20 protein-coding genes and 1 riboswitch are annotated in these 21,064 nt (G+C 64.8%); of the genes, 16 read left to right on the top strand and 4 right to left on the bottom strand.

Annotated elements, in window-relative coordinates:
- Positions 1-39: 39 nt before the first annotated feature.
- Genes H2O75_RS07635 through H2O75_RS07625 form a run of 3 tightly spaced genes read left to right on the top strand, consistent with a single transcriptional unit; the run spans position 40 to position 2,776 of the window.
- The gene (locus tag H2O75_RS07635; RefSeq protein ID WP_182170424.1) at positions 40-777 is read left to right on the top strand and encodes an SDR family oxidoreductase; all 738 of its coding nucleotides are present in this window, start codon (positions 40-42) and stop codon (positions 775-777) included.
- The gene (locus H2O75_RS07630) at positions 761-1,336 is read left to right on the top strand and encodes a flavin reductase family protein (protein WP_220462715.1); all 576 of its coding nucleotides are present in this window, start codon (positions 761-763) and stop codon (positions 1,334-1,336) included. Before H2O75_RS07635 ends, H2O75_RS07630 begins: the two co-directional genes overlap by 17 nt.
- Positions 1,337-1,345: 9 nt before the next feature.
- A complete protein-coding gene (locus H2O75_RS07625) occupies positions 1,346-2,776 on the top strand; it encodes a 4-hydroxyphenylacetate 3-hydroxylase family protein (RefSeq protein ID WP_182170422.1) in 1,431 nt (476 codons plus the stop codon).
- A 35-nt stretch (positions 2,777-2,811) separates the two neighbouring features.
- On the opposite strand, the gene H2O75_RS07620 is transcribed toward H2O75_RS07625, so the two are convergent.
- Entirely contained in the window at positions 2,812-3,714 is a 903-nt protein-coding gene (locus H2O75_RS07620) for a cation diffusion facilitator family transporter (protein ID WP_182170419.1), read from the bottom strand.
- 58 nt (positions 3,715-3,772) lie between these two features.
- A complete protein-coding gene (locus H2O75_RS07615; RefSeq protein WP_182170416.1) occupies positions 3,773-4,894 on the bottom strand; it encodes a hypothetical protein in 1,122 nt (373 codons plus the stop codon).
- A 67-nt stretch (positions 4,895-4,961) separates the two neighbouring features.
- Positions 4,962-5,025: riboswitch (guanidine-III (ykkC-III) riboswitch) on the top strand.
- Between the two features lie 11 nt (positions 5,026-5,036).
- On the opposite strand from H2O75_RS07615, the gene H2O75_RS07610 reads away from it, so the two are divergent.
- Together H2O75_RS07610 and H2O75_RS07605 are read left to right on the top strand one after the other, a co-directional pair.
- Entirely contained in the window at positions 5,037-5,351 is a 315-nt protein-coding gene (locus tag H2O75_RS07610; RefSeq protein WP_182170413.1) for a DMT family transporter, read from the top strand.
- On the top strand, positions 5,352-5,687 hold the full coding sequence (locus H2O75_RS07605; RefSeq protein ID WP_182170410.1) for a DMT family transporter: 336 nt from the start codon (positions 5,352-5,354) through the stop codon (positions 5,685-5,687).
- 73 nt (positions 5,688-5,760) lie between these two features.
- Here H2O75_RS07605 and H2O75_RS07600 read toward each other — a convergent pair whose 3' ends face one another.
- Positions 5,761-5,931 (bottom strand): hypothetical protein, encoded by a 171-nt coding sequence (locus H2O75_RS07600; protein ID WP_182170407.1) that lies wholly within the window; start codon positions 5,929-5,931, stop codon positions 5,761-5,763.
- On the opposite strand from H2O75_RS07600, the gene ileS reads away from it, so the two are divergent.
- From ileS to H2O75_RS07555, 9 genes are all read left to right on the top strand, one after another.
- Positions 5,930-9,133 carry an isoleucine--tRNA ligase gene (ileS, locus tag H2O75_RS07595; RefSeq protein ID WP_182170404.1) on the top strand — a complete coding sequence of 1,068 codons (3,204 nt, stop codon included), beginning with the start codon at positions 5,930-5,932 and terminating at the stop codon, positions 9,131-9,133. The genes H2O75_RS07600 and ileS overlap by 2 nt on opposite strands.
- A complete protein-coding gene (locus H2O75_RS07590; protein WP_182170401.1) occupies positions 9,130-10,665 on the top strand; it encodes a bifunctional folylpolyglutamate synthase/dihydrofolate synthase in 1,536 nt (511 codons plus the stop codon). The genes ileS and H2O75_RS07590 overlap by 4 nt, the downstream gene beginning before the upstream one ends.
- Positions 10,665-11,090 carry a DUF4233 domain-containing protein gene (locus tag H2O75_RS07585; protein WP_182170398.1) on the top strand — a complete coding sequence of 142 codons (426 nt, stop codon included), beginning with the start codon at positions 10,665-10,667 and terminating at the stop codon, positions 11,088-11,090. The genes H2O75_RS07590 and H2O75_RS07585 overlap by 1 nt, the downstream gene beginning before the upstream one ends.
- Before the next feature lie 51 nt (positions 11,091-11,141).
- Positions 11,142-11,549, top strand: coding sequence for a nucleoside-diphosphate kinase (gene ndk, locus H2O75_RS07580; RefSeq protein WP_182170395.1), 408 nt, complete (start codon positions 11,142-11,144; stop codon positions 11,547-11,549).
- A gap of 223 nt (positions 11,550-11,772) precedes the next feature.
- A complete protein-coding gene (gene dhaK / locus H2O75_RS07575; RefSeq protein ID WP_182175078.1) occupies positions 11,773-12,774 on the top strand; it encodes a dihydroxyacetone kinase subunit DhaK in 1,002 nt (333 codons plus the stop codon).
- 2 nt (positions 12,775-12,776) lie between these two features.
- Positions 12,777-13,406, top strand: a complete 630-nt coding sequence (dhaL, locus tag H2O75_RS07570; RefSeq protein WP_182170392.1) for a dihydroxyacetone kinase subunit DhaL — start codon at positions 12,777-12,779, stop codon at positions 13,404-13,406.
- Positions 13,403-14,092: a dihydroxyacetone kinase phosphoryl donor subunit DhaM gene (dhaM, locus tag H2O75_RS07565; RefSeq protein WP_220462714.1), complete on the top strand. Its 690-nt coding sequence runs from the start codon at positions 13,403-13,405 to the stop codon at positions 14,090-14,092. Before dhaL ends, dhaM begins: the two co-directional genes overlap by 4 nt.
- Positions 14,093-14,175: 83 nt before the next feature.
- On the top strand, positions 14,176-17,709 hold the full coding sequence (smc, locus tag H2O75_RS07560) for a chromosome segregation protein SMC (RefSeq protein WP_182170389.1): 3,534 nt from the start codon (positions 14,176-14,178) through the stop codon (positions 17,707-17,709).
- 72 nt (positions 17,710-17,781) lie between these two features.
- Complete coding sequence (locus H2O75_RS07555; protein ID WP_182170386.1) at positions 17,782-18,009, top strand: hypothetical protein; 228 nt, start codon at positions 17,782-17,784, stop codon at positions 18,007-18,009.
- 34 nt (positions 18,010-18,043) lie between these two features.
- Here H2O75_RS07555 and H2O75_RS07550 read toward each other — a convergent pair whose 3' ends face one another.
- On the bottom strand, positions 18,044-18,799 hold the full coding sequence (locus H2O75_RS07550; protein ID WP_182170383.1) for a metalloregulator ArsR/SmtB family transcription factor: 756 nt from the start codon (positions 18,797-18,799) through the stop codon (positions 18,044-18,046).
- A gap of 92 nt (positions 18,800-18,891) precedes the next feature.
- On the opposite strand from H2O75_RS07550, the gene arsD reads away from it, so the two are divergent.
- The gene (gene arsD / locus H2O75_RS07545; protein ID WP_182170380.1) at positions 18,892-19,254 is read left to right on the top strand and encodes an arsenite efflux transporter metallochaperone ArsD; all 363 of its coding nucleotides are present in this window, start codon (positions 18,892-18,894) and stop codon (positions 19,252-19,254) included.
- Positions 19,254-21,053, top strand: coding sequence for an arsenical pump-driving ATPase (gene arsA / locus H2O75_RS07540; protein WP_182170377.1), 1,800 nt, complete (start codon positions 19,254-19,256; stop codon positions 21,051-21,053). Before arsD ends, arsA begins: the two co-directional genes overlap by 1 nt.
- Positions 21,054-21,064 lie beyond the last annotated feature (11 nt).

Below are 21,064 nucleotides of genomic sequence, written 5' to 3'. Positions count from 1 at the left end.
CGACTAGCCTAACGGAGTGTTTATGGGCAGACTTGCCACATGACCAAACGCGTACTCGTCACGGGAGCATCAACCGGTATCGGCGCCGCCACAGTTCGGCGGGCCCGGCGGAGCGGATGGGAGGTGCTTGCCACCGCTCGGCGTGCAGACCGCCTCGCGGCCTTGGCGGAGGAGACCGGCTGCGACTGGTTCGCGGCAGACCTCACGAAGCCTGATGATGTGGCAGCACTTGCGGAGAAGGCCGCATCCCTCGGCATCGATGCCCTCGTCAACAATGCTGGCGGGGCCCGCGGCACGGACCGGATCGAGGACGGTGATGTTGCGGATTGGCAGGCCATGTTCGACATGAATGTGCTGGCGACGCTTCGTCTCACGCAGGCGATCATTCCGCACTTCCGGGAGCGCGGGCACGGCTCGCTCCTGTTCCTCACGTCCACGGCCGCCCACGGCACCTACCCGGGCGGAGGGGGCTACACTGCCGCGAAGCATGCGGAGCGCATGCTTCCCAACACGCTGCGCCTCGAGCTCGTCGGCGAACCGATTCGTATCATCGAGATCGCCCCCGGCATGGTGAAGACGGAGGAGTTCTCCCTCAACCGGCTCGGTTCGGCCGAGGCGGCCGAGAAGGTGTACGAGGGTGTTGCGGAGCCGCTCGTCGGGGACGATGTTGCGGAGGCGATCATGTGGACCCTTGAACTGCCCGAGCATGTCAACATCGATACGTTGACGATCCGTCCCGTCGCCCAAGCATCGAATACCGTTGTCGCGCGCGGGTGATGACGATCGCGGGGCCGTGAGGGACGGTTTCGTCGCGCAGCTGTCGGAGCGGGCCGATCCTCGGCCGCTGCCGGTGCCGAGTGAGCGGGAACGCCTCCGGACCGCGTTCTCACGCTTCCCGACTGGCGTCTGCGTCGTCACGTTCGAGGCCGATGGTGTCAAGCGCGGCATCACCGTCAACTCGTTCACCTCGGTCTCGTTCGATCCTGCGCTGCTCCTCGTCTCGATCCAACGCTCTGCATCATCGCACGATCTCGTCATCGACCGGCCCTTCGCCGTCAACGTCCTCGGCTCCTCCCAGGAGCGTGTGGCATGGAGTTTCGCGGGCCGCCCCAACGACGTCCCCGTGTGGGTCGAGGGGGAGCGTGCTCCGCGCCTCGCGGGCGTCCTGGCCTGGTTCGAGTGCACTCCCTGGGCAGCCTACGACGGGGGAGACCACACCCTCGTGCTGGGCGAGATCCAGTCGTTTCGTTCACGGAGGGGAGACCCTCTCGGCTTCAACGGTGCCCGCTTCACCGAGATCTCTGAAACCGTTCTCGGCCGCGAACACCTCGTGTAAGGAATCTCTATGGCAGTACGCAGCGGCGGGGACTATCGCGAGAGCCTGGCGGCCATGAGCCCCCTCGTCTATCTCGATGGCAGGGTGGAATCTGTGCCCGACCATCCGGCCTTCACCGGGATCATCGACTCCTATGCCGATTTGTATGACATGCAGGGGGATGATCGGCTGGCTTTCGAGGAGGACGGATCCCGGTATGCGATGTCGTTCCTCGTGCCGCGCACCCAGGATGATCTGGTCCGCCGGCGGACGGCCGCACGCCTGTGGGCGGAGTATTCCGGCGGGATGCTGGGACGGACCGGAGACTTCCTCAACGCGGCGCTGACCGCGTTCTCACAGGCGGGTTCGTGGTTCGCCGATGCTGATGCCCAGTTCGAGAAGAACATGGCGGCGTATGTGACGTGGGTGCGGGAGAACGACATCCTCCTCACGTCCACGGTGGGCTCCCCCCAGGCCAACCGCTCCGTCTCGGCCGCCGAGCAGGGCGGGGGCGAGACGACGCTCCGCGTCGTCTCCCAAGACTCGGACGGCATTGTCGTGTCCGGTGCCCGCATGGTTGCCACGAATGCTCCCATCGCCAACGAGATCCTTGTCATGCCGCAGACGGTGCTCCGGCCGGGGCTGGACGACATGCCCTACTCCTTCGCGTTCGCAGTCCCAGCCGATATCGAGGGTCTGACTCTCATCTGTCGCCGTCCGCTGCGGCACGGCAACTCGGTTGTCGACGAGCCCCTCGCGGCACGCTTCGAGGAGATCGACGCGGTGTGCGTGTTCACGCAGGTGCGGGTTCCCTGGGATCGGGTGTTCCTTCTCGGGCACCCTGCGAAGTCGAATGGGATGCTGACGCAGACGGGCGCGACCGCGCTCATGGCGCACCAGTCCGTGACCCGCACAACCGTCAAGACCGAGTTCTATGCAGGCCTTCTGAGCGAGATGGCGGAGGCGATCGGCATCGACCGGTATGACCATGTTCGAGACGATCTCGCCCAGGCTCTCGTGGCGGTCCAGATGGGGAAGTCGGCCCTGCGAGCCGCAGAAGCGGACGGTGCGGTCAACGAGTACGGGTTCTTCCAGCCTGACATGGCGCCCCTCGCGGCCGTGCGGAACTGGTTCCCGCGATACTTCCAAACCCTGCCAGAGAAGGTCCGCAAGTTCGGGGCCTCCGGGCTGACCGCCCTTCCGTACGAGAGCGATACTCGTGGGGAGCTCGAAGCAGATATCGATCGCTACCTCCAGGGCAGGAACGTGCCCGGCCACGAGCGGGTTCACCTGTTCAATCTCGGCTTCGACGCGGCCGTATCGTCCTTCGCCGGGAGGCAAGCCCTCTACGAGTATTACTTCCACGGAGACCCGCTCCCCATGTCGGCCGCCTATCTCACAGCAGCGGACACGTCCGCACATCGTCAGATCGTGGCCAAGATCCTCGGACGCGGCAGATAGCCCACCCGTCGGAGCAGGCCCAGCATACGTGCGGGCTAGTCGTGGACGGTGAACTCGTGGACGGAATGGCTGGCCGGTTCGAGCTGGAATGTGGCGTGCTCGATCCCAAAATCGTCGCGTACGCATTCCTGGAGGGAATCGAGGATCTGCGGGGCGTGGAAGTCGCGGAAGCAGGAGTCGTCGATGACGACGTGCGCGGACAGGGTCGGCAGCGTCGACGATATCTGGGAGGCGTGCAGGTCGTGGACGGCGATGACGTGGGGGAGCGCCATGATATGTTGGCGCACCTCCTCCAGATCCACGCCTGAGGGGGTCGATTCGAGGAGGATCGATGTCGATTCCCGGAAGATCATGAGCGCGCGCGGAAGGATGAGGAGAGCGATCAGCATGCCGGCGATGGAGTCGGCATAGGCCCAGCCCGTGGTCGCGATGATGATTGCGGACACGATGACGGCAACGGAACCGAGTGCGTCGTTGAGGACCTCGAGGAACGCGGCCCTCATGTTGAGATTCGAGTCCTTGCCCCCGCTGAGCACAGCGAGAGAGATGAGATTCCCGGCGAGACCGACGATGCCGAAGATCAGCAGTCCCGTCGATTCGATCTCAGCCGGCTCCATGAGGCGCCGCACGCCCTCGACGAGGGCGAAGACACCGACACCGAAGAGGACGGTCGCCTGAGCGCCCGCGGCCAGAACCTCGGCCCGGTGCAGGCCCCAGGTCCTCTTCGTCGTGGGCGGGCGCAGCGTCAGATGTGTGGCGACGAGGGCCATGAAGAGGCCGACCGTGTCGGTCAGCATGTGCCCCGCATCGACCAACAGGGACAGGCTCCCCGTCCATACCGCGCCGATGACTTCGGCGAGGAGAATGGTGAATGTGATACCGAAAGCGATGCCGAGACGCTTGCGGTTCGCGGCCGCATGCGAATGATCATGACTCATGGGTTCCTCCTCCCCGCATCCTATCCCGTCGCCAGGTCGAGGGGTGAGGCGGGTGTGGCTAGGCGATCTCGATCTGCCACTGGCCGACGCCGCTGTGCGGACGGAAGCCCAGGCGTTCGTTGATCGACCACATCATGTCGTTCTCGCCCGCGTTCCACGTCTGGATGAAGGGCCGACCCGGGGCGATCTCGGCAAGCCTGCGCAGATTCTCCGTCTTCATGAGCATGCCGAGCCGGTGTCCGCGATGATCCCGCAGGACGAGAGTGTCATCCTGGAAGACGGCCGGGAGGCCCTCTTCAATGTTCAGCCTCGTGTAGCCGACGAGCTGTCCGGAGCTGTGCTGGGCAGCGGTCACGATCGCCGTGATCCCGATATCCGCCGTCCTCTGGTCGGCGGTAACAAGGCGCTCCACGTCATAGTTGATCTCTGCCTCGACGATCCCCGCCGAAGGCATGTCCAGGTGGAAGGCACTGACGAGGGCCACAAGGTCGGACCGATAGTCGGCAGGAGTGGGGCCCACCCACGACACTGTCCGATAATCGCCAGCATGTGCTGCGGCGTCGGCCGAGAGCCGCTCGAGGTTCTCCTCGTCGACGGGCAGGGCAAGCCTGCTGCACGTCTCGGTCTGGGTCAGCTCGAAACCGGCCTCCAAGAGAAACCGGGAGAAGCGCGTCTGAGCGAGAGACAGGTCCGAGCTCGGTGCGCGCAGCTCATCGCCGAACGGGTGATCGGCATACGCCGTCACCTTCGTCCTGCCCTCGGCGCGCAGGATCTCCCGCGTCGCCTCCCACAGGGGCAGATACGCATCCTCATGGCCCGTCAGCGCGTTGATGTCGACGTAGGCAGAGTCAAGATTCTCTCGCAGGGACAGACTGATCGAGGTCATCCCCACCGCAGGAACAGCGGCCGATCCAGCATCGACGCCGTCCACCGATCCTGGAAGGAGGGGGTAGCCATAGGGCGACTGGTCTTCCGTATCGATGTCGCCTTCGACTGCCAGGAGGTGGATGGTCCGCCAGGTGAACTGGTTCCGGTCCTTGCGGACGAACATCTCGGGTGAAGTCACCGTCTGCGCATCCCCATCGATCTCCACGACATTGTGCGTGATGATCTCGACGAGCTGGTGGATGGCGGGGGAGGGAGTATTCCCTGTCGGTGTGGCGATCTGCGCGATAATCATGGGCTCAATCTAGCGGAGCCGAGGGCGATGTGCCCTCTTGAAAGGGACGGTGGGCTCTCCTAGGATGGTGGGGCCGAGAATCGGCAAGCGGACGAGGGAGCAGTACCCGCCACGGACAAGACTGACTCACAGGAGTGATGTCATGTCGTGGATTGTTCTTCTCATATCCGGAGCCCTCGAGGCCGTCTGGGCGGGTGCCCTCAACGCATCCGAGAACTTCACCAGGAAACGTCCGACCATCCTTTTCGCGCTCGCGATGGTGGCGAGCATGGCAGGGCTGGCCTATGCGACGGTTGAGCTTCCCATCGGAACCGCGTATGCGGTGTGGGTGGGGGTCGGTGCCAGCCTGACGGTGGCATGGTCCATGGTGCGGGGTATGGAGAAGGCCTCCGCGGCTCGAATCATCCTGCTCCTCGTCCTCATCGGCTGCGTTGCCGGACTCAAGGCGGTGAGCTGAATGGCGTGGACAATCCTTCTCATCTCCGCGGTCTTCGAAGCTATCTGGGCCACCGCTCTGGGAGCATCCGAGGGATTCTCCCGGCTCGTTCCCACCATCATCTTCCTTATCGCGATCGTCATCTCCATGCTCGGCCTGGCCCGAGCGATGAGGGAGATCCCGCTCGGCACGGCGTACGCGGTGTGGACGGGAACGGGAGCAGCCCTGACGGTGAGCTATGCGCTGGTGGCGGGAACGGAACAGGCCAGCCTGTTGAAGATCATTTTCCTCACCGGCATCATCGCCGCCGTGACGGGGCTCAAGCTCCTGCCGGTGGACGAGCCCGATCCGGTGTGATCGAGAACCGGCTGAGCGGTCTAGGCCAATCGGGGGGTGACGATGTAAGCTGTGTCGTGCTATGACCCGGCCATCACCGGTGAGCTTCCGGAAGAACAGCTTCGGCCCAGTAGAACCGGACGGTTGGACCCGACATCGTCTCCTGAATGAAGCGGCCGCTCTGCGGCAAGCGGGGTGGTACCGCGGGAGGATCGAAACCGATCCCCTCGTCCCGGCGCACGTTGACGAGGAGATGGCTGTCCATGACTGAGAAGTCCGTACGTTACCCCCTGCACCGCGACGGTGACGTGGTTGCGTCCCCCAATTTCCCCACGCTCGAGGACGAGATTCTCGCGTACTGGAAGAAAGACAAGACGTTCCAGGCCTCCATCGACAACCGGGAGGCCGGAGAGAACGGCGCGAACGAGTTCGTGTTCTACGACGGCCCGCCGTTCGCGAACGGCCTTCCCCACTACGGCCACCTCCTCACCGGCTATGTCAAGGACCTCGTCGGCCGCTTCCAGACTCAGATCGGACGCAAGGTCGAGCGGCGCTTCGGATGGGACACGCACGGGCTGCCGGCTGAGCTCGAGGCGCAGCGCCTCCTCGGCATCGAGACGAAGGACGAGATCGAAGCCATGGGCATCGACACCTTCAACGCCGAATGTCGGTCCTCCGTGCTGAGGTACACGAAGGAGTGGGAGGACTACGTCACCCGCCAGGCCCGCTGGGTCGACTTCGAGAACGACTACAAGACCCTCGACACTCCCTACATCGAGTCCGTCATCTGGGCATTCAAAACCCTCTACGACAAGGGTCTCGCCTACGAAGGACACCGTGTCCTGCCCTACTGCTGGAACGACGAGACACCCCTGTCGAACCACGAGCTGAAGATGGACGACGACGTCTACAAGGACCGACAGGACCAGACAGTCACTGTCGGCCTGCGCCTCGAGACCGGTGAACTCGCCCTTATCTGGACGACGACGCCGTGGACGCTGCCGTCGAACCTCGCGGTGGCCGTCGGCCCCGACGTCACCTACTCGGTCGTCCGTCCCACCGAGGGCGCCCTGGCCGGGGAACGGGTCATTCTCGCAGCCGATCTCCTCTCCTCCTACGAGAAGGAGCTCGGTGAGCCAGAGATCGTCGAGACGCTCAAGGGCACTGACCTCGTAGGACGCTCCTACACCCCGATCTTCGACTACTTCGCGAGCGGAGAGGGTGAAGCTCCCGGCCCGAACGCGTTCCGGATCCTCAGCGCGGACTTCGTGACGACGGAGGACGGCACGGGCCTCGTTCATCTCGCTCCCGCTTTCGGCGAGGACGACATGCTCGTCTGCCACGAGGCCGGCATCATCCCCGTCGTCCCCGTCGACAGCCGCGGCGTCTTCACATCCGAGGTGGCTGACTATGCTGGGATGCAGGTCTTCGAGGCCAACATGCCGATTATCCGCGACCTGCGCGACGGGACAGGCCCCCTGGCCGGACGGGGGGAGGATCGTCCCGTTCTCGTCCGTCAAGCCTCCTACGTGCACTCCTACCCGCACTGCTGGCGCTGCCGCGAACCACTGATCTACAAGGCTGTCTCCTCCTGGTTCGTCAAGGTCACCCAGTTCCGCGACCGCATGGTCGAACTCAACGAGGACATCACCTGGGTGCCCGACCACATCAAGGCAGGCCAGTTCGGCAAGTGGCTGGCTGGGGCGCGCGACTGGTCGATCTCCCGCAACCGGTATTGGGGCAGCCCGATCCCCGTGTGGGTGTCCGACAATCCTGACTACCCGCGCACGGACGTGTACGGTTCGCTAGCGGAGATGGAGAGGGACTTCGGCCGTCTGCCCGTCAACGAGCAGGGCGAGGTGGACCTGCACCGGCCCTACATCGATGAGCTGACCCGCCCGAACCCGGACGACCCGACGGGACAGTCGACGATGCGGAGGATCACGGACGTCCTCGACTGCTGGTTCGACTCGGGATCGATGCCGTTCGCCCAGGTCCACTACCCGTTCGAGAACCAGGACTGGTTCGAGAACCACTACCCGGGCGACTTCATCGTCGAGTACATCGGCCAGACCCGCGGCTGGTTCTACACACTCCATGTTCTTGCCACATCGCTGTTCGACAAGCCGTCCTTCCGCACGTCCGTCTCCCACGGCATCGTCCTCGGCAACGACGGCCAGAAGATGAGCAAGTCTCTGCGCAACTATCCCGACGTCTACGAGATGTTCGACGAGGTCGGCGCGGACGCGATGCGCTGGTTCCTCATGGCCTCCCCGATCGTGCGCGGCGGCAACCTCATCGTCACCGAGCAGGGCCTGCGCGACACGGTGCGCCAGGTGCTCCTGCCGCTGTGGAACACGTACTACTTCTTCTCCCTGTACGCGGGCACCTGCAACAAGGGTGCCGGCTACGAGGCGAAACTCGTCATCGATCCGTCCGGACTCGACGTCATGGACCGGTACCTGCTGGCCTCCACGAAGAAGCTCGCGGACGGCGTGCGCGGCGACCTGGAGAGCTACGAGATCGCGAACGCGGCTGAGCGGGTCCGCCAATACCTCGACGTCCTGACGAACTGGTACGTGCGGACGTCACGCGACCGCTTCTGGGATGAGAACACGGGATCCTTCGACGCTCTCTACACGGCGCTCGAGACTCTCGCGAAGGTTATCGCACCCCTCGCGCCGCTCGTCGCGGAAGAGATCTGGCGCGGACTCACGGGCGGACGGTCCGTGCACCTGACCGACTGGCCTGTCCTCCCGACATCGTGGGAAGACGACGAGCTCGTCGCCGTCATGAACGAAGCACGCGCCGTCGTCTCTGCCGCGCACTCCCTGCGCAAGGCGGAGAAGCTTCGCGTGCGCCAGCCGCTCCGCTCCCTGGAGTGCGTGACGACTCTCGACCTGGCACCGTTCGCGGACCTCATCGCCTCCGAGGTGAACGTCAAGACCGTGACGATCACCCGTCCCGCCGAGTCCGGCCTGGCCGTGTCCGAAGAGCTCGCGGTCCAGCCGCGCGAGCTGCCTGGTGAGCTGAGGAAGCTGACATCAGCCCTCTTCAAGGCCGCGAAGTCCGGTGCCTGGCATCGTGACGGCGAGAACGTCGTCATGGAGCTGCCGGAGCCGGTCACGCTCGTACCGGGACAGTTCGTCCTCACCACGGTCGTCAACGCGGCCGAGGGCGATGCCGCGACCGTCCTCGACTCCGGATCGTTCGTCGTCATCGACACGGACCTCGACGATGCTCTGATCGCGGAAGGCTATGCGCGGGACCTGATCCGCGCTATCCAAGACACCCGCAAGGCTTCCGGCCTGCACGTGTCGGACAGGATCAGGCTCAGCCTCACCGTCCCCGCGGCGGATATGGCGGCGGTCGAAGCGAACCTCGACCTCATCACCTCCGAGACGCTCGCGGTGCAGACAGAGATCACCGAAGGCGATCTGGCGATCGTCACGGAGAAGACCTCATGAGCATCTCCCCGGACGGCCGCGACGAACTCGGGCTCAGCGCGAGCGGCGCGGAGGACGTGGAGGAGAAGGACTTCGAGGAGGCTCTCGGCAACATCGCCGCCTCCGGCATTCTCGGAGATTCCGACGTGATCGCGGAGATCATCCGGGAACCCGATGCAACCCTGGAGCTCGCGGAAGAAGTCGGCCTGGAGGAACGCATGGCCGACATCGCCACCGAGCTCCTGTCGCGCGCACCGGAACACGACGTCCAGCCCTCGACGCAGCGCGTCGTCGACTGTCTCGACATTCTCGGGAACCCGCAGAACAGCTACCGCACGATCCACGTGACGGGCACGAACGGGAAGACCTCGACATCCCGCATGATCGCCGCACTCCTGGCAGAGAAGGGGCTGCGGGTGGGACGCTACACGTCCCCGCACATGCACACGATGAGGGAACGTGTCTCGATCGACGATGAGATCCTCTCGCGCGGCGAATGGATCGACGTCTGGGAGCAGATCCAGCCGGCCGTCGAGCTCGTCGACAAGGCGTCTCTCGCGGCGGGCGGCCCCCGACTGTCCACGTTCGAACTCTTCACCGTCATGGCGTATGCCGCGTTCGCGGATGCGCCCGTCGATGTTGCTGTCATCGAGGTCGGCATGGGAGGGAAATGGGACGCGACGAACGTCATCGACGCTGATGTCGCCGTGCTCACAACCGTCGATGTCGACCATGCTCGTTTCCTCGGATCGACACGCGCCGAGGTGGCCCGTGAGAAGGTCGGCATCATCAAGGACGGTGCGACAGTCATCTCTGCCGTCCAGCACGAGGACGTCCTCCCGATCCTCCTCGACGCAGTGAGGGAACACCGAGCCCACCTCAACATCGAGGGACGCGACCTCCTCGTCACCGACAGGGCGCCCGGAGTCGGCGGCCAGATGATCGCCGTGCGGACACCCGCAGCAACCTATGAGGATATTCCCCTCAGCCTTCTCGGCCACCATCAGGCACGCAATGCTCTGCTCGCAATCGGTGCTGTCGAGGCGTTCTTCGGGGGAGGGGTGCTCGACGGCACCGTCATCGAACACGCGCTCATGGGAGTCCAGTCGCCCGGGCGCCTCGAGCTCGTCCGTTCCTCACCGACAGTCGTCGCCGATGGCGGGCACAATCCCGCCGGGGTGCAGGCCTCCGTCGCGGCGCTGAAAGAAACCTTCCACGGCCCGATCGTCGGCGTGTTCGCGGCCATGGGAGACAAGGATGTCGAGGACATGCTTGGCGTCCTCGAACCGCTCCTCGACGCGATCGTCGTCACGAACCTCAACAACCCGCGGGCCCTGCCCATGGAGGATGCTCGAGTACTCGCCGAGGAGGTGTTCGGGGAGGAGCGCGTCCGAGAGGAATACGACCTCCTCGATGCTGTCGACATGGCCGCCTCGCTTGCGGAATCGTTCAACAGGGAAGAGATGACGGCGCCTGCGGTTCTCACGATCGGGTCGATCGAACTGGCCAGCCGCGTGCGCGAGCTCTTCGGCAAAGCGACAAGGAGCCTGTGATGGCACGCAACCCCCTCACCGCTCCCGTGCCCAAGGGGTCGGCGCTCCTCCAGTTCACGATGGTCATGCTGATCCTCGAGATCTTCGTGGTCCTCTTCGCGGGCGTCACGGCCTTCGGATTGAGGCTCGCGAGTGCCGCGACCGTGTGGACGCTGACGGGGATCGGCATGGTGGTCTTCCTGCTCGCCGCGATCGTCCTGCGCCGATCCCCCCGCGTTGGACTCATCCTGGGCTCAATCGCCCAGGTCATCGTCATCATCCTCGGTGTCTGGATGCCGGCGGCAGTCGTCGTGGGCGCCTCCTTCCTGGCCCTGTGGGTGGCCTCCATCTATTGGGGTATTAAGCTCGATCGGGAACGTGACCAGCGCCGGGCCGAACAGGCCGCCTGGGAAGCCGCCCACGATGATGGCCCGATTTCGCACTGATCGGGGCTAAAGGGCCAAACTGCATCGACAAACATCGTTAGGCTTAACCGTATGGAAAAGACACTGCTTCTAATCAAACCGGACGGCGTCACACGCGGTCTGACAGGTGAGGTCCTTGCCAGGATCGAACGCAAGGGATACACCATCGTCGACCTCAAGATGGTGACAGCGACAGAGGAGCTCCTCGGCGAGCACTACGTCGAACATCGCGAGAAGGCGTTCTTCCCCGATCTCGTCGAGTACATGACCTCCGGGCCGATCGTCGCCGCTATCGTCGAGGGCGCTCGCGTCGTCGAAGGAGTCCGCTCCCTGTCGGGCTCGACCGAGCCGACCCTGGCCGCGCCGGGAACGATCCGCGGGGATCTCGGCCGCGACTGGGGGACGGGACAGATCGAGAACATCGTCCACTCCTCAGACTCACCCGAATCTGCCGCACGAGAAATCGCGCTCTGGTTCTAGTCGTCTACGGTTCTGTCCCCCTCTCGAGGGGGACAGAACCATGTCCGCGGGGATTCTCGCCACGGGCAGGCTGAACGTGCACTGGCGGTCTGGACGCTTCCGCGCAGGGGATAGACCAGCTGATTCAGCCCTGGACTGACGGGCAGACATTCATGCCTCCGAGCCCCTCCCGTACGCGTATAGTGTGGACTTGAACACCATTGATCTGGCCGAAGGAGTCCCAGTGAAGAAGCTCATCAACGATCCGCACAACGTTGTTCTCGAATCTGTTCGAGGTTTTGCTCTTGCCCACCCCGACCATGTTGTGGTCCACGAGGATCCCATGTTTGTTGAGCGGGCCGAGAAGAAGGGCGACGGCCTGATCGCTCTCGTCTCAGGCGGCGGCTCCGGCCACGAACCCCTCCACGCCGGCTTCGTCGGATACGGCATGCTCGACGCCGCCGTTCCCGGTGCGGTCTTCACCTCGCCCACGCCGGACCCGATCCTGGCAGCCACGCAGGCCGTCGACCGCGGTGCGGGAGTGCTCCACATCGTCAAGAACTACACGGGTGACGTCCTCAACTTCGAGACCGCCGCCGAACTTGCCGATGCTGAAGATATCAAGGTCACGTCCGTCATCGTCAACGACGATGTTGCCGTCGAGGACTCGCTCTACACGGCCGGACGCCGAGGCGTTGCGGGCACGATGCTCGTGGAGAAGATTGCGGGTGCCGCGGCGGAGCGCGGCGACGATCTCGAGGGCGTCACGGAGGTTGCTCAGCGCGTCATCGACAACGTCAGGTCCATGGGCGTTGCGCTCTCAGCCTGTACTGTCCCGCACGCGGGCAAGCCCTCCTTCGAGCTGGCAGAGGATGAGGTCGAGATCGGCATCGGCATCCACGGTGAGCCGGGCCGTCATCGCATCCCCATGGCTCCCGCCGATGAGATCACCGATCAGCTGGTCGATCCCATCCTCAAGGATCTCGATCTTGCGGCCGGCCAGAAGACGATCGTCTTCGTCAACGGCATGGGAGGGACGCCGCTCACCGAGCTGTACATCGTCTACGCCCGTGTGGTGAAGCGCCTCGAGGAGCTCGGCGTGGAGGTGACCCGTTCTCTCGTCGGGTCCTACATCACGAGCTTGGAGATGCAGGGATGCTCCGTGACGATCCTCAAGGCAGACGACGAGATGATCGACCTGTATGACGCGCCCGCCAACACGGTCGCCTACCGAAAGGGAATGTGAGTATGACTCTCGGCAAAGACTGGGCTATCGCTTGGATCGACGGCTGCATCGAGATGGCCTCCGAGCATCGGGTCGAGCTCATCGAGCTCGATCGCGCCATCGGGGACGGCGACCACGGCGAGAACCTGGATCGTGGATTCTCTGCCGTCAAGACGAAGCTGGCAGACGCTCAGCCCTCGAACGCCGGTGACGTTCTCAAGCTTGTCGCCACGACCCTCATGTCGACCGTGGGCGGAGCCTCCGGCCCCCTCCTCGGCACCGCTTTCCTCCGCGCCTCGAAAGAGGTGACCGCGGAGAACCTCGGCCCGCGCGACATCGTCGCCATGCTCGAAGCCGGTCTCGCAGGGATTCAGGCCCGCGGCAAGGCCGATGAGGGTGAGAAGACGATGGTCGATGCGTGGGCCCCTGCCGTCCGTGCCGCCGAGAAGGCCGCCTCCGATGGTCTGGCTCCCCAAGCGGTCCTCCGAGCGGCGGCCGATGCCGCTCAGGCAGGTGCGGTGGCCACGGGCCCCCTCAAGGCGACGAAGGGACGCGCCTCCTATCTGGGGGAGCGTTCGATCGGTCACCGTGACCCGGGTGCCACCTCGAGCGCCTACTTCCTGGAAGCGGCGGCTCAGGCGGCAGAGAAGTGACCGTCACAGTCGGCCTCGTCCTCGTCTCCCACTCGGACAGGCTCGCGCAGGGCCTTGCCGAGCTGGCAGGACAGATGGCGGCAGATGTGTCGATCATTCCCGCGGGAGGCATGGACGATGGCGGGATCGGCACGTCCTACGACAAGATCGAGTCCGCTATTCGCGAGCTCCGCTCGCGCGGCCTTTCCGTTCTCGTCCTCACGGATATCGGGTCGGCCACGATGACGGTGGAAGCCGTCCTGGAGGCCGCGGACGACCGTGAGGTCGTCTTCGAGGATGCTCCCTTCGTGGAGGGCGCGATCGCGGCAGCAGTCTCCGCCCAGCAGGGGAGCGACCTGTGGGAGGCGGCGGGTGCGGCGGCTGCCGCTGCCGTCGTCTATGCCGAGAAGCTCGATACGGAACCCAAGCCCGTGTCGGGGAGCGAAGACGCGAACGGCATGTTCAAGCGGGAAGCGACCGTCATCGACGAGGCGGGCCTCCATGCTCGTCCCGCGGCCCAGATCGCGGCCCTGGCGGGCGAATACGATGGTGAGATCCTCATCAACGACACCCCTGCCGATTCGATCATGTCGATCATGGCTCTCGGCATCACGAAGGGCACGACCGTCATCGTGTCGACGCATGATGCGAAGTGCTGGAGCGGAGTCGACCGTATCGCGGACGCCATCAACGCCGGCCTGGACTAGGCGATCAAGGGGAGTGAGGTGCGGGGAACCCGTTCCTCCTCCCCTTGCCCTGTTCCGGGCTCGTTCTGGCATATCCTGAACCCGTGCATCTCAAACAGCTCACTCTTCGCGGTTTCAAGTCTTTTGCGACCGCGACGACGTTGACGTTCGAGCCCGGCATCAACTGCGTCGTCGGCCCCAACGGCTCCGGTAAGTCCAATGTTGTCGACGCCCTCTCCTGGGTCATGGGGGAGCAGGGCGCGAAGACTCTGCGCGGCGGGTCGATGGCGGATGTGATCTTCGCGGGTACCGCCTCTCGTCCCGCGCTCGGCCGCGCCGAGGTGTCCCTGACGATCGACAATTCCGATGGTGCCCTGCCGATCTCCTACACGGAAGTGACGATCTCCCGGACGCTCTTCCGCTCCGGTGGATCCGAGTACGCCATCAATGGCTCTCCCGTCCGTCTCCTCGATATCCAAGAGCTCCTGTCCGATACGGGGATGGGGAAGGAGATGCACGTCATCGTGGGGCAGGGCAGGCTCGATGCTGTCCTGCAGGCCACCCCCGAGGAGCGCCGCTCCTTCATCGAAGAGGCCGCGGGTGTTCTCAAGCATCGCCGGCGCAAGGAGAAGGCTCTCCGCAAGCTCGACTCCATGGCAGGAAATCTCAACCGGCTCTCCGATCTGACGGCGGAACTGAGACGCCAGCTGGGCCCTCTCGCGCGCCAGGCGCAGGCGGCTCGCAGCGCACAAATCATCCAGGCCGATGTGCGCGATGCTCAGGCAAGGCTCCTTGCCGACGATATCGCCCAGGTCCAGGCCAGGCTCAGTGCCGCGGCGGAAGACGAATCTCGGCTGCGAGCACGCCGCGCCGAGCTCATCACCGCTCGCAACGCGGTGCGGGACGAGGTTGCCCTCCTCGAGGAGGAACGGGCGCGAGCCAATCCTGTCATCGCCGACCTCACGGAATCATGGCAGCGGCTATCGACCCAGGCGGAACGGTTCTCGTCCCTCGTGTCCCTCGCGGGGGAGCGTGCACGCTCGCTCTCCGTCCAACCCGACGTTCAACGGCGCGACTCGCCCGACGAGCTCCGTGCACGGGCCGCGACTGTACGAGCCGAAGAGACGGATCTCGTCCACGCACGGGAGAAGGCCGAGCGGGCCCTCCAGGGGGCAATCGAACGACGTGAAGCTGCGGAGGCGAAGGAGCGGGAACTCGACCGGGAGATCTCGGCACTGTCCCGTGCGATCGCGGATCGGCGCGAGGACGCGGCGAGACTGTCGGGACGGATCGTGACAGCCACCTCGCGCGTCCAGTCGCTCGTGGAGGAGGCGGAGCGCGTCGAATCGGCACGAGGGGCTGCGATGGAGAGGGAGAGCGACGCCCAGGCAAAGGTTGCTGCCGCGGAGGAGGCTATTGTTGCCCACGATGGTGGCAATGATGACCTGTCCCGGTCTCATGAGCTCCTCTCCGAAGAGTTGGCGGCCGCGAAGGCGGCCCTCGCGAAGGCACACGATGATCTGTCTGAAGCCCGAGGTCGACGGGATATCTCCCACACCCGTGCAGAGACGCTGACCCTCTCGCTCGAACCCGAGGATGGTGCGGCGGGGGTTCTTGAGAACGTTCCGGGTATCACGGGCTGGCTGCGTGAATCCCTCGAGGTGGAAAGCGGCTGGGAGGCTGCCTCCGAGGCTGCGCTCGGCGACCTCGCGAAGGCACTGACAGCGGAGGACGTCGACTCCGCCATCTCCGCCATCCGCCACGTTCGTGACAGCGACAGCGGCCGGGTTGTTCTCGCGCTCTCCGCGCAGCGCGAGCGCTCCGAGTCGAAACAGGAACGTGCCAGGGCAGCGGTGGATGCGGTGGCCGCGGGCGGCGACGCAGTGCTGGCTGCCGATGTCGTGACCGGCTGGGACGGCCTCGATGCTGTGCTGGCGGGGACCGTGCTCGCAACCGATCTGACGCTGGCGGGTCGTCTCGTCGCGGCGGGAGCCCCGCGCGTCGTCACGCGCGACGGCGACTCGATCGGACCCGATGCCGCGAGCGGCGGTGCGAAGGCTGAAGCATCGATTCTTGCCCGCCAGGCTGCCGCCCGCGCGGCGACGATCGAGGCGGAACGGGCCGCTCGTGATCTCGAGAGGGCGGGTGTGTCGGTCCGGACCGCGCAGGATCGTCTCGATGACATTGAGGGACGTTATGCTGCGGCCAGTGCAGAGCTCCATGCGCGTGACTCTCAGCTCGCTGCCGCGACCGCGGAACTCGGCGTGCTCCGACAGTCTCTGAGCGCGGCGCGAGCCGAGGTGGCACGGAACACGGCCCGGTTGGACAAGATATCGTCCGAGCTCAGCCAACGCCGCGACGAAGTCGCCGTCCTCGAAGCCGACCAGCGCGCCCAGGATACCGATCCGACCGAGTTGGAGGACCGACTGTCGGCCGCGCACGAGGCCAAGTCCGCCCGCCACGCAGAAACGGTGGCCGCGCGGTCGGAGGAGACGGAAGCCCGCCTTGCCCTGCGTATCGCCCAGGAACGGGTCTCCGTGATCTCCGGCAAGGCCGAGTCCCTGGAGCGGCATGCTCGGAGCGAAGAAGCGCGCCGCGTGGAGGAGGAGCGCCGTGCCCGGCGGCGCGCACACCACGCCCATATCGCCCAGCAGGTGGCGCGTCTTGCTTCCGACGCGTTGGCGCGTGTGGAGAGTGCCCGTGACACGGCTGCGCGTCTGCGTCAGGAGGCGGAGCGGGGCCGGGCCGACCGCGACGTGGCACTCATCGCCGCTCGGCGCCGCCTCGACGACGTGTCGGAGCAGGTCTCAGAGGTCGATGATGCGACGAACAGGCGAGATATCGCCAAGGCCGAGCAGCGCATCATCCTCGACCAGCTCGAAGAGCGCGCCCGTCACGAACTCAGCATGGATGGGGAGGAACTCCTCAACGAGTACGGGCCTCACGTGCCCGTGCCGACCGAGGAGGGCGAGAGTGCATACGTGCGTGCCGAGCAGGAGACCCGGCTCGCCCAGGCGCAGAAGAAGCTTGCCCGGCTCGGCAAGATCAACCCGCTCGCCCTCGAGGAACACGCGGCTCTTGAGGAGCGCCATACTTACCTGTCGGACCAGTTGGAGGACTTGCGCAAGTCGAAAGTGGATCTCATCCAGATCGTCGCCGATATCGATGAGCGGGTCGAATCGGTCCTCTCGACCGCCTACGCCGACGTTCAGGAAGCGTTTGTCCATGTCTTCACGACCCTGTTCCCCGGTGGTGACGGCAGGCTCGTCCTCACCGGGGACGACCCGTTGACGGCTGGCATCGAGATCGAGGCGCGTCCGCCAGGGAAGCGCGTCAAGCGGCTCTCCCTCCTGTCGGGAGGGGAACGGTCCCTGACCGCGCTCGCGTTCCTCGTCGCCATCTTCAAGGCCAGACCATCGCCGTTCTATGTCCTCGACGAAGTCGAGGCTGCCCTTGACGATACGAATCTGGGCCGGATGCTGACAATGTTCAAGGAGCTTCAGGATTCATCCCAGCTCATCGTCATCACCCACCAGAAGCGGACCATGGAGATCGCGGACACTATCTATGGTGTGGCGATGAGAGAGCAGGGCGTGTCGACTGTCATCTCGCAGCGGTTGGCTCAGATGCGCAGGTAGGGTTGGTGACAGTTGTGTCACGAAGGCGTGTCAGCGGTCGCCTTGCTTGTTTTAGCCGGTCATACTGAAAGCGTGACTTTTGGAATGATTATCGCTGCTCTCGGCCTCGTAGGTCTTATCGTCGCCGTCGCTATGCTCGTGCGGCGTGATCCCGATGCCTCCCAGACGTGGGAGGAGACTCGTGGTTTCGTCCAGGAATCCTATGCTGCGCTCCGCAACAAGGAACTCGGCAGCCTCGAGGATTCAATCAATGATGTTTCACTCGGGGAGTTCTTCGTCCCGGAGAACTCCCGCCAGTGACATGTTGCCCCCGCCACGGCGGGGGCAACTGCTGTCAAACGGACGACCGTGCCCGCGAGAGGAGATCCTCGATGCGCGTTTTGATCTCGTCGCGGATGGTGCGCACGATCTCGATGGGCTGGTCTGCGGGATCGTCGATCGGCCAGTCCTCGTAGCGTGTCCCGGGGAAGATCGGGCAACTCTCCCCGCATCCCATGGTCACCACCCAATCCGCGGCCTTGACCTCCGCGGGATCGAGCTTCGATGGGGCAGACGTCGGGGCGAGACCGATCTCCGCCAGGACCGCGACCGCCTCAGGATGTGCCTCGTCCGCCGGCTCGGTGCCGGCCGAGAGGATCGTGACATTCTCCGGCGCGAGAGACTGCGCGATCGCGGCTGCGATCTGTGAGCGGCCAGCATTCTTGCGGCACGCGAACAGGATGGTGATCGGCTGGTCAGACACCGTCTGCTCCTCATGGTCGTGTCCCACCATCGCATTCGCGAGGTCGAGCAGAGTCTTGTCGAACGTGTCGGCCACCGAATAGTAGCTCCACTTGCCCTTCTTCACGCGGGTCAGCACCCCGGCCGTGACGAGCTTCGTGAGGTGGTGAGACACGGTGGACTGTCCGATCCCGAAGGCTTCGGGGAACGAACAGGCGCACACGGGGGATGGTGCGGAGCGGTGGACGAACAGAGCGAGCTGCAACCTTGTCGTATCTCCGAGAGCCTTGAAGACGTCGGCAAGGGGCTTCACGGCGGCGTCGTCGGCCACGGCGGGGATGGAGCAGCTGGCTCCCGGTTCACACGTCATAGGACAGATCATAGAGAACGCATTGACACATGTCGATACGACTGTTTCACTTAAGACGTAACGACATTTATCGATATGACTGAGGAGTCTTGATGCGATCCATCCACGTGTACGACCCGGCACTATGCTGTTCCTCCGGTGTCTGCGGGGCCGATGTCGACCAGAACCTGGTCGACTTCTCAGCGGTGCTCCACCAGGCGAAGACCGAGGGCATCGAGGTCACGCGCCATAACCTGGCAACCGATCCGCTCGACTTCGCACAGTCGGAAGCAGTGCGCAGATTCCTCGAGATCTCCGGAGCGGACGCCCTCCCCGCGATCGTCGTCGACGATGTCATCGCGATGTCCGGCTCCTATCCCGACATCGCCGCTCTGAGGACCTTTGCCGGCGTGGAAGCGAAGCAGACTCTGCCCATGGCATCATCGTGCTGCGGCGACCAGGGCGGCTGCTGCTGATGCCACTTCCCACCCTGACAGGAAAGCACCTCTTCTTCACCGGCAAGGGAGGGGTCGGCAAGACCACCGTCGCCTGCTCACTCGCCGCGCAATACGCGCAGGCAGGGCAACGAGTCCTCCTCATCTCCACCGATCCCGCCTCCAATATCGGCCAGGTCTTCGGACGCGAGATCGGTGGCGCGATCACGGCGCTCGGAGACCTCATCCCTGCGAATGACGCCATCGTTCTCGACGCGATCGAAATCGACCCGGAGGCCGAAGCCGAGGCCTACCGCGAATCCATTCTCGGTCCCGTCCGCGGACTCCTCCCGCCCGAGGTCCTCGCAACGACGGAGGAATCGCTGAGCGGATCATGCACAGTCGAGGTGGCCAGCTTCAACAGATTCACCGACTTCTTGACATCACCCGAACACCAGGACAACTACGACCGGATCATCTTCGACACCGCACCGACCGGCCACACCCTGCGCCTCCTCTCGCTGCCCGGCGACTGGTCGACTTTCATCGACAACGGTGCGGGTGACGCCTCCTGCCTCGGACCCATGTCTGGACTCGACAAGCACAAGCAGACGTATGCGGACGCTGTCGACGCACTGTCCGACACACAGTCGACAACGATGGTGCTCGTCGCACGCGGACAGGACAGCTCAATCGGGGAAGCCGAGCGGAGCGCCCGCGAACTCAACGAGATCGGGATACCCACCTCCCATCTCATCCTCAACGGCCTACTGCCAGAAGCTGCCGCCAGCGACCCGCTGTCGACCAGGATCTACGAGCGCGAACAGGCACTCCTGAGCGACCTGAGGGAAGGAACGCGCTTCCCGACTCTGCGGGACGCACAGGTGTCAACTCTCGAACTCAAGGCACACCCGGTCATGGGGGTTGCGGGACTGCTGACACTCGGCCTCCCGAGCGAAAGCCACGACACCCACCAGGGGGACACTCGTGAGACCGACGTTCCCGTCGGACTCGCGCCACTTGTCAACGAACTCACCGGCGGGAGGCCGAAGGTTGTCCTGTGCATGGGCAAAGGCGGCGTCGGCAAGACCACGATCGCGCAGGCGCTCGCGGTGGAACTCGCCAAGCAGGGCAAGCCCGTCCACCTTTCGACGACCGACCCTGCCGCACATCTCGACCTCGATCTCGGACGAGACATGCCGAACCTCAGAATCTCGACGATCGATCCGGAGGCCGTCACGGCCGCCTACCGGGACGAAGTGCTCGCGACGAAGGGCGGCGCGCTCGACAGCGACGGATATGCTCAGCTGGAGGAAGACCTGCGGAGCCCCTGCACTGAGGAGGTCGCGGTCTTCCGTGCCTTCTCCCGTGTCATCGACGATGTGAAAGACCATTGGGTCGTCCTCGATACGGCACCCACGGGCCACACGCTGCTCCTGCTCGACGCGACTGGCTCCTATCACCGTGAGCTCATGAGGCAGTCGGGGGAGAGTGTTCCCCAGACGGCGTTGAGCGTGCTCCAGGATGCTGACGTCGCGAAGCCCATCCTCGTGACGCTGCCGGAGACGACACCCGTTCTCGAAGCACAGGAACTCGGGCGGGATCTCGAACGGGCGGGGATCACGCCGTGGGCGTGGGTCGTCAACCAGTCACTTCTTGCGACCGGCACGACGTCCCCCTTCCTCCAGGCCAGGGCCGCCGCACAGGCCGACGTGCTCGGACACCTCGTTGCAGGCACCACGAGCATCGTCGTCCATACTCCCGTCATGATCGACGAACCCCAAGGGGTCGAGGGCCTTGCGGGTCTTTTCGACGCGGGAGTCGCATCCCCGACGTCCTAGCGGGAAGATGA

Origin of the sequence: Flaviflexus equikiangi (assembly GCF_014069875.1) — a bacterium.
GTDB classification, from domain to species: domain Bacteria; phylum Actinomycetota; class Actinomycetes; order Actinomycetales; family Actinomycetaceae; genus Flaviflexus; species Flaviflexus equikiangi.
The sequence above is the reverse complement of the archived record's forward strand: the minus strand, read 5'-3'. Positions and strand labels throughout refer to the sequence as shown.